This window comes from Rhodococcus sp. 077-4, from assembly GCF_047782425.1.
In the GTDB taxonomy this organism is placed as follows: Bacteria; Actinomycetota; Actinomycetes; order Mycobacteriales; family Mycobacteriaceae; genus Rhodococcoides.
On record NZ_JAJPWC010000003.1, the window covers coordinates 475,871 to 489,060 of the forward strand.

Annotated in this window: 10 protein-coding genes; 7 read left to right on the plus strand and 3 right to left on the minus strand. The window is 64.2% G+C overall.

The window, feature by feature from the left end; genetic code table 11:
- Nucleotides 1–101: 101 nt before the first annotated feature.
- Nucleotides 102–1,493 carry a hypothetical protein gene (locus ACNEOT_RS18585; RefSeq protein ID WP_415975844.1) on the minus strand — a complete coding sequence of 464 codons (1,392 nt, stop codon included), beginning with the start codon at nt 1,491–1,493 and terminating at the stop codon, nt 102–104.
- A gap of 277 nt (nt 1,494–1,770) precedes the next feature.
- Between ACNEOT_RS18585 and ACNEOT_RS18590 the strand changes: the two genes are divergently transcribed.
- From ACNEOT_RS18590 to ACNEOT_RS18620, 7 genes are all read left to right on the plus strand, one after another.
- Nucleotides 1,771–2,028 carry an acyl carrier protein gene (locus tag ACNEOT_RS18590; RefSeq protein ID WP_415975845.1) on the plus strand — a complete coding sequence of 86 codons (258 nt, stop codon included), beginning with the start codon at nt 1,771–1,773 and terminating at the stop codon, nt 2,026–2,028.
- 4 nt (nt 2,029–2,032) lie between these two features.
- Nucleotides 2,033–3,190, plus strand: a complete 1,158-nt coding sequence (locus ACNEOT_RS18595) for an acyl-CoA dehydrogenase family protein (RefSeq protein WP_415975846.1) — start codon at nt 2,033–2,035, stop codon at nt 3,188–3,190.
- Nucleotides 3,190–4,125, plus strand: coding sequence for an amino acid--[acyl-carrier-protein] ligase (locus ACNEOT_RS18600; RefSeq protein ID WP_415975847.1), 936 nt, complete (start codon nt 3,190–3,192; stop codon nt 4,123–4,125). Before ACNEOT_RS18595 ends, ACNEOT_RS18600 begins: the two co-directional genes overlap by 1 nt.
- A 46-nt stretch (nt 4,126–4,171) precedes the next feature.
- The gene (locus ACNEOT_RS18605; protein WP_415975848.1) at nt 4,172–5,980 is read left to right on the plus strand and encodes a hypothetical protein; all 1,809 of its coding nucleotides are present in this window, start codon (nt 4,172–4,174) and stop codon (nt 5,978–5,980) included.
- Nucleotides 5,977–7,560 carry a lipopolysaccharide biosynthesis protein gene (locus tag ACNEOT_RS18610; RefSeq protein ID WP_415975849.1) on the plus strand — a complete coding sequence of 528 codons (1,584 nt, stop codon included), beginning with the start codon at nt 5,977–5,979 and terminating at the stop codon, nt 7,558–7,560. Before ACNEOT_RS18605 ends, ACNEOT_RS18610 begins: the two co-directional genes overlap by 4 nt.
- A gap of 230 nt (nt 7,561–7,790) precedes the next feature.
- Nucleotides 7,791–8,648 carry a glycosyltransferase family 2 protein gene (locus tag ACNEOT_RS18615; protein ID WP_415975850.1) on the plus strand — a complete coding sequence of 286 codons (858 nt, stop codon included), beginning with the start codon at nt 7,791–7,793 and terminating at the stop codon, nt 8,646–8,648.
- Entirely contained in the window at nt 8,645–9,607 is a 963-nt protein-coding gene (locus ACNEOT_RS18620; RefSeq protein ID WP_415975852.1) for a glycosyltransferase family 2 protein, read from the plus strand. Before ACNEOT_RS18615 ends, ACNEOT_RS18620 begins: the two co-directional genes overlap by 4 nt.
- Nucleotides 9,608–9,635: 28 nt before the next feature.
- On the opposite strand, the gene ACNEOT_RS18625 is transcribed toward ACNEOT_RS18620, so the two are convergent.
- Both ACNEOT_RS18625 and ACNEOT_RS18630 read right to left on the minus strand, forming a co-directional pair.
- Entirely contained in the window at nt 9,636–12,074 is a 2,439-nt protein-coding gene (locus tag ACNEOT_RS18625) for a glycoside hydrolase family 2 protein (protein WP_415975853.1), read from the minus strand.
- On the minus strand, nt 12,071–13,075 hold the full coding sequence (locus ACNEOT_RS18630) for a DUF1839 family protein (RefSeq protein ID WP_415975854.1): 1,005 nt from the start codon (nt 13,073–13,075) through the stop codon (nt 12,071–12,073). The genes ACNEOT_RS18625 and ACNEOT_RS18630 overlap by 4 nt, the downstream gene beginning before the upstream one ends.
- Nucleotides 13,076–13,190 lie beyond the last annotated feature (115 nt).

Below are 13,190 nucleotides of genomic sequence, written 5' to 3' on the forward strand. Positions count from 1 at the left end.
CCTTACCACGCGTCCACTCGGTCACGGTACCGTCTCGCGGCGATCGGCATGGCGGGTGCCCCGCGGGCTGCGGAATCGACGGAGTCGACGGCGGCGGTCGGTCAGCCGATCTCGGCGGCTGTCGGCTGATACATCTCACCGGAGTAGGTGTACTGCTCGACGTAGAGTTGCTGGTCGGTGAGCGTGACCGGGCCCTGCGCCCCGGAGGCATCCGGGGGAGCGACCGCGCTTGCGGTTGGTTGGACTTCGGCCAGGGTGGTCTCGAATACCGGGTCGGTGTTGATGACCGACCTCGGTGAGTTGTCGAAGTTGCCGAACGTCGCGAACAAGAGTGCGACGACCACCACGCCGACCGACACCGCAACTGCTCCGACTTTGAGGACGGCCTGTCGGGTCCACTCCCGGTTCGTGAGTCCCGCAATGTACTGGCGGGGACGCGCCGCAGCGGAAGGACTGCCGATCGGCCGGACCTCGGGAGATGGTTGGACCGCCGTCGCCGGTTCGTCGAGGTCGGAACTCGGGGGGGTCGGAATATCCTCCGAGGGCTGTTCGATGGCCTGCTCCACCTCGGGCTCCGGCTGCGCCTCAGCCGCCTCCTCAGGTGCCGAATTTTCGAGTGTCGAAATTTCCTCGAGCTCCGGTTCGGTTTCGGAGTCATCGAGAATCGGGCCTTCGTCGAGGGTGGCGGTCGGAGTCGTCTCGGCCCGAATCACCGCGCCCTCGGCCACCGGAGACTGCGAGTCGGGAAGAGTGAGAGGTACCTGCCATTTGAGGCGCGCTCGCCGCTGGACCAACGGACTGTTGGCCACGCCACCGAGTAGCACCACTGCCTGCGGAGCTTCGGGACTCGCCCATTCGAGGATGGCGTCGATCAGCGGCGTGACGGCTTCTTCGAATTCGTCGCGGCCGAGAAGCATCGGCCCGTTGTTCGGTGCGCGCACGCCGGTGGACGTCGTGAGCAGCTCCCGCAGTTCCCGGAAGAATGTCCGGTAGGCCTCGACGCCGTCCGGGCCGTCCGGCTCGGGCAGTATCCCCTTCGTCATCACGAGACTCTCGACCACATCGTCGAGACGTTCCCCGCCGAACGATTCCGACCGGTCGTGCCACAGGACGGTGCCCTCGGCCGGGTTCATCGAGAACGCGGACGTACCGTGCCTGCCGAGGTCGAGCACCAGGACGTCGGTGGACTCGGCGAGCGCATCGAGGGACCGGACGAAGGAGAGCAGGGCCCAGGCTTCTTCCAAGGTCCTCACCGACGGCGGTAGGTCCGCCGAGGCCAAGTCCGTCGAGTGGTAGAGGGCGTCGGCCTTTCGGCCGGTGAAGACGATGTTCTCGAACGGGCCGCGTTCGTCGATTCGATCTATCAGGTCACGACTCATGCGGTCGAGTTCGCTGGGTTCGAGGCCGATGGATTCGACGACGCGACGGTCGCCTTCGGTGTAGGCGATCCGCAGGGCGTCCGACTCCACGGCCACGCCGCAGACTGGTCCCATCGGCTTGATTCCTTCGATTGTTTGCGCGTGAACAGGCGATCGAAACCTATCGTACGCACGCCTGAGGTCGCCGAAACGTGCAAATCGGGCCGAACGAAGACATGCCGGGACGTAGATCACGGAACTTACCCACGGTATGCGGTACCGGGAACAAACAATCTGAGATATTGTTTACACGGGTCTGGGGAGACTGCGGGTCGAGATTTGTTCGGTCGACCCGCGCGACTTGCGAGGCCGACCGGTTTCGTACCCAAGAGATCGGTGGAGGTCCGTAATCATGAAAACGCTCAGCACTCAGTCCGAAGCACGCATTCGCGACGTCTTGGACAAGCTCGGCAAGATGCCGGTTGCCGCAGCCGAGATCGATTCGGCTTCGGATCTGTACGACAGCGGTCTGACATCCCACGCGAGCGTCAACGTCATGATCGGCCTCGAGGACGAGTTCGACATCGAGTTCCCGGACTCGATGCTGCAGAAATCCACCTTCGCGAGCATCGACTCGATCGCTGCCGCTGTTGCACAACTAGCCGGCTGAGCCCATGACGGTCTCCCCCGCCGGCCGCGTCGAGCAGCTGCCTCTCACCGACGTCCTCAAGACCCTCCGCACCTTTGCTGCCGAGGTCGATCGAGAGGGCCGTTTTCCGCGCGAATCCATTGATGCACTCTGCTCGGCAGGCCTTTTCGCCGCAGGCATACCCACTGCCCTCGGTGGTGGCGGCCTCTCGCTCACCGAGCTGGCGCGGATCGCACGGGATCTGGGGGCCGAATGTGCCTCGACCGCAATGATTTTCGTCATGCACCAGTCTCAAATTCTGAGCTTGGTGCGGCACGGCGGCTCCCCCTTCTCCGAGGCGCTGCTCCGTCGTATCGCTGCCGAACAACTGCTCGTCGCGTCGGCGACGACGGAGATCAACATCGGCGGCGACGTCCGTTCGAGCAGTTGCGCCGTCGAGTACGACGGGGAGCGCATCCACCTGGCCAAGACTGCGCCGGTGATCTCGTACGGCGAATACGCCGACATCGTTCTGGCCACGGCGCGGCGCACGGTGGACAGCCCACCGAGCGATCAGGTGCTCGTCGTATGCGAGAAGCCGAACGTCACCCTCGAGCGCACCAGCAACTGGGACACCCTCGGATTCCGCGGCACCTGCAGCCCCGGTTTTCAACTCGATGCCCATTCGGATCGATCGAGCATCCTGCGGGACAGCTACGGCGAGATCTCCTCGCAGACCATGCTTCCGGTAGCGCACGTGCTCTGGGCCTCGGCGTGGCTCGGTATCGCCGACGCAGCGGTGTCCAAGTCGCGAAAGTTCGTCCGCAAAGCCGCCAGCCGGAGTCCGGGTACCACTCCCCCGAGCGCACTGCGGCTGGCCGAAATGTTCGTGGTGCACGAGCAACTCGTCGATACCGTGTTCGGTGCCGCTGCCAAGTTCGAGGCGATCGCCGATTCACCCGAGGAACTGGGTTCCATCGGCTTCGCAGTGAAGATCAACAACGTCAAGGTGACCGCTTCGACCCTCGTTATCGACATCGTCGGCAAGGCCATGCAGATCTGTGGCATCTCGGGGTACCGCGAGGACGGCGACTTCAGCATCGGACGGCATCTGCGGGATGCCCACGGCTCGGCGATCATGGTCAGCAACGAACGAATTCTCGGACACAATTCCCAGCTCGCGCTTCTCTACAAGGGCAAGTGATGACACAGACAAACGACCGGATCTCGGAACTCGACACCGCTCGCAGCGATTTCAGACAGGAACTGGTCGACGCAGGTCTTCTGATTCCGTCCTCGGTGCTAGGGCTGTACGGCCGCTCGGGCGAGTTCGAGGACATCATCGAGCTGATCGACCGACGCGTCGTTGCAGCGCGCACAGCCGAGCACGGAGCCGGTGTTCCGAGGTTTCGGTTCCCCCCGGTGTTTCCCAGGGAAGCATTCGAGAAGACCGACTACATCGCGTCGTTCCCCAACCTCACCGGTGCCATCAGCACGTTCGAGGGCGACAACAAGGCCCACGCGGCCCTGCTCGCCGACCGGTCCGAGGGCAAGGACTGGGATCACCACCTCGAATCCGCAGGCACCATGTTGGTCTCGGCGGCGTGCCACCCGTCGTATTCGATGTTGCCGTCCGTACTTCCGAGCACCGGCGCGCTCTACGACATCCACGGATATTGCTTCCGTCACGAGCCGGCCATCGATCCGGCGCGTATGCAGGCCTTCCGCATGCACGAGATCGTGCGCGTAGGCACTCCCGACGACGCTGTGTCCCACCGTGAGCGCTGGGTGCAACGGGGTCTGGAAGTACTGGACGACCTGGGTTTGGAAGCAGAAGCGGTCATCGCGAACGATCCGTTCTTCGGCCGGGCCGGGCGTATGCTCGCAGCCAATCAGCGCAACGAGAACCTCAAGACCGAACTGGTCGTGCGGCTCTACGGCGACCTGGACGAGGGCACAGCGGTGGTCTCGTGCAACTGCCACCGCGACCATTTCGGGCACACCTTCGGAATCGACACCGAGAACGGCGAGCCGGCCAACAGTGCGTGCGTCGGCTTCGGTATGGAACGAATTGCACTCGCGCTGCTGCGAACCCATGGTCTCGACCGAGGCAAGTGGCCGGATTCGCTTCGATCGTGAGTGAAGTGATCGACGTCCATGTCCCCACCAACGATCGGAGCGCGCGGTGAACACATCGAATGCAGCCACGACCGATGCCGGCGAACATGAGGACGAACTCGAGCAGCTGTTGACCACCGAAACCGGTGCACCCGGTCGGCAATCGACCTGGTTCGGCTCGGCGACGTCGCCCCTCCTCGGTGCAGTACACATTCCCGACGGATCGGCGGCACGCGGTGCCGTCGTGTTGGCTCCTCCGCTCGGCAAGGAGCAGGTCGATTCGTATCGTGGCCTGGCACTGCTGGCGCAAAATCTCTGTGCGGCAGGGCTGTTGGTCCTTCGGTTCGACTATGCGGGGACCGGTGACTCCGCCGGAGCCCAGGACGACGACGGAATCGTCGAACAGTGGCGTCGTAGCGTGGTCTCGGCTGTCGAGTTCGTCCGGCACTGTGGCGTGCAGAACGTTGCGGTCGTCGGTCTGCGTGCCGGCTCACTGCTCGCTGCGTCCGTCGCGGCCGAATGCGGACCACTCACAGCGATGGTGTTCTGGGATCCGGTCGTCAGTGGTCGCTCGTACCTTCGCGAGCAGCGGGCGTTGTACTCGTTGAGCGTGACGCACGACGACGAATCCGACCCGCGTGTATCCATCATCGGCGCAGTACTGCATGCCGACGTCGCCACCGAGTTCGCCACGCTGGACTCATCGAAGTTGCAGCAGTTGAACTGTCCGGTGCTGGTCGCCACTCGCGCTGAACGCGGCGACGCCAAACCTGTTCGTAGACTTGTCGACACACAGCAGGCTGACGAGCGAACCCTGACCGATCATCACAAGTTTCTCGAACCTCCGGGGTGGGACGTGGTGATTCCGCGCGCGGACATCTCCGCGATTGCCGAATGGGTCGAGACCAAGTTCGCACCGGCGGCCTCACCGATCACCGTTCCGATCCGAAAACAGGCCGTCCTCGCGACACCTGGAGGCGAGGTGGTCGAATCGATCGAACAGATCGGTGCCACCGGGCTTTTCGCAATCCGCACCACCGGTGAAACGACGGTCCACAACGGCCCGGCCGTGGTCATGTTCGGCACGGCCTACGAGCACCGCGTCGGACCCGTCCGGCTGTGGGTCGAATTGGCACGCACCCTCGCGACCGCCGGAATTTCCTCACTCCGTTTCGACAGGCGCGGAACGGGAGAGAGCGGCGACGTCGGCACCGACGACGCCCCGAAGCTCTACAGCGAACTCGGCGACGAGGATGCACTCTGCGCCGTCCACGCAGCGAGTACGGCCGGCAGCAACGTTGTCGTCGCCGGTCTGTGCTCGGGAGCGTGGTACGCCTCCTACGCCGCACACGGCGCGAAACTCAATACCGCGATCCTGATCAACATGCGCGAATGGACAACTCGCCGAGTCGATTTCACGAAGAAGTCGACGATCGAGCAGAAGCCACCCGGCCTCACCGCAACTGCGCTCGACCGAGCCCACGACGCAGCCGTCCGTTTCAAGAATTGGTCCCAACCACGAATGCCGTACGGGCTGTGGCTGGCACTGGGTCGTCGGGGATGGATTCAGGTTCCCGAGATCTCGTTGAGCGCTCTCGCGCGCCACGGGGTGAGGGCGTCGGTCGTACTCGCACCGGACGACACTCGGTGGTTCTTCGACAATCGCGGACCGGAGAGCATGCACCGATTGCGCCGACGCCTGCGGTCGGCCGATGTGCCCGAGGTCAGGGCCTACGCCAGCGGTGATCACACTCTGTACGGACGCGACATTCGTGACACGGTGCGCACCGACATGCTCGAGACGATCGGCAACGCCTTCGGCATGGCGATCGAACTCCCTGCACCACCCGTGAAGGTGAGCTGGACTCCGTTGTGAAGCATCGCGCGCCGCGAGTCCCGCCGCCCGAACACGGCCAACTCGAGAAGATGTCCTACTACCCCGTCGAACAGGTTCGGTGGGACATGGGCTTCAACAACCGCACGACACCGTTTCACACGTTGTCATCCGAATCTGCGTCTGCGCTCGATTCTCGGGCGCCTCATGCCGAACCGCCGCCGTCGGACTACCCAATTTCCGACGGCGATCCCCTGTTCACCTCGGCCGAGGCGTCGGGGACTGCCGTCGCCGGCTCCAAGCCGGCCGGACGCAACCTGGCGCTGAACTCCTTCGCGATGATGTTCTCCACCATCGCCACCGGTGGTCTCGGCCTCGCGTTCTGGGCAGTGGCGGGCCGCCTGTTTCCCGTCGAGGAGGTCGGCAGCGCGTCGGCGGTGATCGCGTCGGCAGTGATGATCGCGACGCTGTCCAATCTGAGCCTCGGCTCGATGTACGAGCGATTCCTACCTACGGCCGGGGTGCATGCGAGGTCCTACGTACTTCGCGGTTACGCGGCCGTACTCTCACTGGCCCTCGTTCTCGGTTGCGTGTTCCTGCTGATCGCGCCGTTGGACGAGCTGTTCACCACGACCACCGAGATCGTCACGTTTCCTCTGTTCGTCGGTGTCCTTGCGGTCTTCGCGCTGCAGGATCAAACGGCCTCCGGGCTCGGCTACGCGCGATGGGCGGCGGCGAAGAACGTCTTCCATGCGGTAGTGAAGCTGGCAGTGCTGGCCGTCACGTACGAAACCGGCCGAAGTTTCACCATCATCGCGGCGTGGGCCGTCCCGGCGGCCATCGCGGCGATCGTGCTGTTTCGCGCGTTCGGTAGGAAGCTGAAGACCGATCCGCGCTATCGCTCGGCACCGAACCTGCCACCTCGACGCCAGCTGTGGTCTTACTTCGGATCGGCTTATGGAATCACGGCCCTGGGGACACTCGCGCCACTGATGATTCCGATCATCGTCGTCAGCACGTTGGGAGCAGAACAGAACGCGTACTTCTCCCTCACGTGGTCCATCGTGAGCGCGATCTACGTGTTGATCGGGGTACTGGTCGGGCCGTTCGTCGCAGAGGCGGCGGCTCATCCGGACCAGTTCGCCAAATTGGCCAAGCGATTCATCGGCCTGCTCTGCATCGTCGCCGCCGGAGGTTCGTTCTTCCTTGCGGTCATCGCCCCGTTCGGACTCGGGATCGTCGGTCCCGACTACCGCGAGAACGGCACCATCATCGTCCATCTCGCCGCGATCACCATTCCCCTGGCGGTCGTCGGGGCGTTGTACGACGGCTTGGCGAGGGTCCGACGTCGAATGCGGCTGGCGGTAGTCGTGCAGATCGCTGCGACCATCATCATCGTCACCGGCTCGTTGACGCTGTCGCCGTCGCTGGGTATCGCTGGAATCGGCTGGTCCTATCTGGCTGCCGAGGCCTTCGGCGCGATCGTTCTACTGGTCCCTCTGATCAGATGGATTCGTGACCTCTCCCGAGGCGGTGACGCCGAGCACGCAGGTCACTCGACGGACAAGCTGGACGATCCGAGCGGGCCCGTGCCGAGCCGTGAGCGCGCCGCCCGGGCGTAACCGAAGTCACGTCCAGCAGCTAGCCACGCAAACATTCTTCGAGTACGTTTATACCCAGCTTGACAATCTGAGGGCATCTTTTAAGCTTGCCCACAGGAAACAGAGCGGGTTTCACGAGTGAATTTTACTCGCGAAGTCTTCATGCGAACTCGGCGGGGGTCGTTTCGCATCGGTCCGATACAGCTGCACAGCTCGATCAGCCAGCGCCCACCGAACTCGAGACATCTGGAATGGATATGTTGAATCGTCATAATCCCCGCGTCAGTGTCGTCATCCCGACGCTCAACGAGGCCGCAAACCTTCGTCACGTCCTCCCCCTGCTCTCTCACGACTACGAACTCGTGCTGGTCGACGGCGGATCGACCGACGGAACAATCGATGCTGCTCGCGAGATCCGCGGCGACATCCGAATCATCAAGCAGACCCGCAAGGGCAAGGGCAATGCACTCGCCTGCGGCTTCGAGGCCGCAACCGGCGACATCATCGTCATGTTCGACGCCGATGGTTCCGCCGACGCTGCCGAGATTCCCCGCTTCGTCGACGCACTGCTCGCCGGTGCCGATTTCGCCAAGGGCAGTCGGTTCTGCGAAGGCGGCGGCAGCCACGACATCACCCCGCTGCGTCGCGCCGGCAACGGTGGCCTGCACCTGGTCGCCAACACACTCTTCGGCACCCGCTTCTCGGATCTCTGCTACGGCTACAACGCTTTCTGGCGTGACCTGGTGCCGGTGCTGGATCTGCCCGCTGTCGATCAGCCGGGTGCCGAGGGCATGATGCTGTGGGGTGACGGTTTCGAGATCGAGACCATCATCAACTGCCGATTCGCCGAGGCATCGGTCCGCATCGAAGAGGTGCCGAGTGTCGAACTCGCTCGCATCTACGGTCAGAGCAATCTGCGCACCTTCTCCGACGGGTTCCGCGTCTTGCGGACCCTGATGACCGAGCGCATGCGCGCACACCGAATCTCCCGCAAGTCCATCGCCCGCCCGTCGCGCGCAGCGATCGACGCCCGTACCGACATGGACCTCGAGTTCGAGGTTCTGGAGTCGTACAGCGAAGTTCTGGAGCTCCGCGAGAAGACGGCGTGAGTCTGCCGACTTCATCGGTCGTCATCTGCGCGTACACGTTGGCTCGATGGTCCGAGCTGCGGACCGCCGTTCTGGCCGTTCTCGGTCAGACGGTGCCTGCAGACGAGTTGATACTCGTCATCGATCACAACGTGCAGCTGGCCGAACGTGCGCGCGAGGACTTCCTGCCGCTTCATGCCAGCGTGACCGTCGTGGAGAACAACCACCCACGCGGACTGTCCGGAGCGCGCAACACCGCTCTGGACCTCGCTACCGGTGACATCGTCGTCTTCCTGGACGACGATGCATCACCACGCAGCACAGAGTGGCTCGGATCCATTCTGTCCCATTACTCGGACGATGCCGTGTACGCCGTTGGGGGCTCTGCATACCCGGTATGGCCGGACAAACGTCCGGCTTTCTTACCGGCCGAGGTAGTGGGTGAACCCGGCGAGCTCGATTGGATCGTCGGGTGCACCTACCGCGGGCAGCCAACGGAAACCGCTCAGGTCCGCAATCTCATGGGCGCGAACATGTCGTTCCGCCGTGAGCCCGTCGTCGCACTCGGCGGATTCGTCTCCGGCATCGGCCGGATCGGACGTGTCCCGCTCGGTTGCGAGGAGACGGAACTGTGTATTCGACTGCGACAGAGCCATCCCGATGCTCAGATCGTGTTCGATCCCTCGATCGTCGTCGATCACACGGTCAGCGTCGATCGCACTCGTCCGCGTTATCTCATCACGCGCAGTTACGCCGAGGGCGTGTCAAAAGCAGCCATTGCCCGCCTCATCGGGGCCGAGGACGCACTGTCCTCCGAGCGTGCCTACACCGCCAAGATCCTGCCTCGCGCCGTCGGTCGCGAGACCGGCGCGGCCGCGCGTGGCAATCCGGTACGCGCCTGGGGTGCCGTGGCCGTGGTGGCCAGCGTCGGTGCGGCCGGAATCGGTTATGCACGAGGACGATTGAGCACGAGCCGCTAGCGGTACGTGTATGGAACCTCGTAGCCCACTACGAGGTTCTGCTCACGACCTTCGGTGCCACCGAGACCCGCTCGATGGAATTGAGCGCTCGGACGTGTCCGCGCGGCGCACTCGCGCCACGGCTGCGCAAGGTCAACGTGCGCGGCTCGTTCGGCGCCAGATGAAACCACGAGTCCGAGGCCTCGAATCCGTCGATGTCGACGCAGACGTACTGCGCCGCCCAGTCCGAGCGGACCGTCAGGCTCCATGCGCCGGAATCGGTTTCGACCACCGTCGCGCTCAGCCCCACCGTGTTCTGACGACTCTGCACGCCGACGAGTGCGGTTGTTCGTGTCACCTCCACGTCACTGTCGTCGAGAAACAGGACGGTGACGGCGGAGTAGGTACGGCTACCGAAGCGGTAGGCATGATTGGCGTCGGTGAACGTGCCGATGACGGAGTCCACCGTCAGCTCGATCGAGCTCGAAGAATCGACAGTCACCGCCCGCTCGAACTCGTGCTTGCCACGGGAGGTGTGCAGCACCACTCGGAGTGTTCCGGCACGCGCCGGTCCGTCGTTGACCAGTTCCACGGAATATCCGTCGAGTCCGTTGTCGGACAACAGCAGTGCCACCGGAGCACTCGCCCGCGCCAAAGCGTAGAAGGGCGCTTTGGGCACACCGTCGGTGTCGACGATGCCCCAGCCGGCACCGGGCACGGTGTCTCGTAGTGTCAGCACCAGAGCGCCCGCGCACCCCGAGGATGCTCGACGCCAATGACCGAACGCTTCGGTGAACGCTTCGACGATTGCCGCTCGGCCGTAGTCGAGGTACAGCTCGGCGTCGTCTCGGCGGATCAGGTGTGGGTCGACGCCGAAGATCATGCGGGCGTAATGATCTCGCACGTCCTCGAAATCCCAGGACGAACCGCGATCGCGGGGAACGGCGGCTTTCCATTCCGGGTGGTGGCCGGCGAGAGCTGCCGAGCCGAAGAATTTCTCCACCTGTGCCCGTTCCGGGGGAACAGCGAAGGCAAGGCACTCCGCCGCGAAACGCACACCGGCAGTGCGCACATCGGACAACGGCCGTAGATAGCCACCGACACCGAAGTAGTGCGCGATGCCGTCACCCACATGGGTGTGCAGCTCACCCTGCGTGCTGGACGGGCTCGACGTCACGTAGGGAACCCCAGGCAGACGATCAGCAAGAAACTCGGGAACAGCGCTGTCCAGCAGAGTGATTCGCTGATCCTCGGCTGCCAGTCCCATCATCGTGGGTTGCTGCTGCGTCTCGCTTCCGCCACTGACGACCACCAGGGCCGGGTTTGCCGCGACGGTGTCGGCGAAGGCCTCGAGCTCGCGGTCGACTGCCGCGGTGAACGTCTCATCGGTGGGCGGGTCGACGGTGCCGAACATGACGTCCTGCCACACCATGATGCCCAGTTCTGCACACAGCGACCAGAACTCGGGCTGCTCGTACACCAGGGTGCCGACCACGCGCACCATGTTCAGGCCAGCCACACGGAGTTGCTCGAGCGCGGCCCGTAGATCCTCCTCCGGCGACCACAGCCGCACCGGGTCCAGCGGCGTCCACGTTCCCCCGCGACAGAAGACGGTCTTGCCGTTCACCACGAGTGCTGCGCCGCCTGCCCTGCGGTCCAGGTCCACCGTGCGAAACCCGACGATGCCCATCGGATGGACGATGCCGTCGACCTCGAGCGCGACACGGTACGTTCGCGGCGCGCCGTGGGTGTGCGGCCACCAGAGTTCGACGTCCGGCAACGTCACCGACCGGTCGATGTGCTCGACCGTGCCGAGCTCGACCGTGTGAACCCCAGTCATGTTGTCGTCGATCAGAATCCGAGCCACGCCCGACGCATTCAGGTCGGCGCGCAGTGCCACGATGCCGTCCGTGCCGGACACCGATGTCGACAGTTCGACGCGAACGACGTCGGGGATAGGCGTCATCGACACCGGACGCCACGGCCCGACGGGTATCGGAACCGGGCCGTACACGGGTGCCCGTCCGAGCATGGTCGTGCGCTCGTGTCGTAGCCCCTGCGCGGCGATCAGCGAGGATCGCCATCTCCCACGCGGCCGTCGAGACTTCAGATGTGCAGCAAGCGATTCGACGTGAACGGCGATCGCAACGGTGGTGCCGCAGTCGATCGGATCGACGGTTTCGGGAACGAACATCGACGTCACCGTCCGCCGATGAACACCGTCGATCCAGATCTGAGCGCGAGTCGCGATGCCGCCGAACGTCACTCGCACCCGGCGATGTTCGCCGGTGGGCACGTCGGCGACGAACCACCAGTCGTGGTCGTCGGGGTTCGACGCGGCGGACGAACTTCCGTGCGCGGCGGCCACCGTGCCCGGCACCACGGCGTCGATCCACTCGAGATCGTCCGGTAGGTCGCCGGGATTCAGCACGGAGCCGGCGTCGGTTCGGGCCAGTCGCCACCGAACGCCGTCGAGCAGATCGATCACGTGCTCAACGCACCTGCAACGATGTCCATGGCCGCCATCCAGTTCTTGCTCATCTCGGTCAGCGGCTCGTCGAGCACCACATCCCGGCCACGGGCTGCGCGCGCCATCCGGAATTGAACGGCCTTGGCACCGGAGGCTGCGTCGAGGAAGTGCTGCGCGGCGGCCGCAGCGCCGCTCACGCCTCGGCCTTCGAGGTAGTGCACATAGTTGGCTGCGAGCTCTGCCGTAGCACCGAACTGACGGAGCAGGCCGAACGACCACAGGTGGAAAGCATCGGGCCCCGCGGTCTGCACGAGCGGGATGTCGGCGATGATGCGTCGGGCCAGCGCGTCGACCGGGTTCCCCGGAGCTCGACGAGCCAGGTGCGCGCGAGCCACCTCGAGGTCGCGGTCACCGAAACCGGCGTCGAACACTGCGGAGTCCACTCGGATCTGCTCGACGTAGGGCAGCAATACCTCGACGTGCGCCTCGGGCGCGAGATTGAAGATCCCGTCGAAGTCGGCTCCGGTGAGCTCGAAGTAGCCGCGGTTGTGGAAGTACCCCATCACCTTGTCGTCACGATCGACCAGGTTGGGCACGATGGTGGTCTTGGTGTGCTGGTTGCGGTAGCTGGTACCGGCGGTGTCGGGCAGCCAGAATCCGTCGACCTCGACGGTGACATGAATGCCGTCGTCCAATCCTTCGACGACATGCTCCAGCACCGGACGCCACACGTTCATCTCGGCGACGCCGATGCCGTACAGGGTGCGTAGGTCCTCCGGTGCGATCTTGACGAAGTCCCATTGCCTGCCGTCACATCCGGCGCTCAGCACGAAGGCGAGGGTGGGTGTCGGATCGGCACCGAACGAGTGCAGCACTTCGATCCACAGGTCGACGTAGCAGTTGGTCTCGGTCCAGATGCGGTCGTGATTGTGAATCGGATGCGGTCGGTAGCTGATGGGGTCGAGTTCGAGCACTCGTAGGCTGGTGCCGAGCCTGTCCAGCACTGCATCGTTCGACATGAAGCCTCTCCTACCGGATCGAATGTCGACGGCCCCCGAGCCGTATTTGTCCGAATTGCCTGTATCCAGGAAACCAATTCTAACCAATCGGTTTGTTCTGCGCACTCGATCGAAC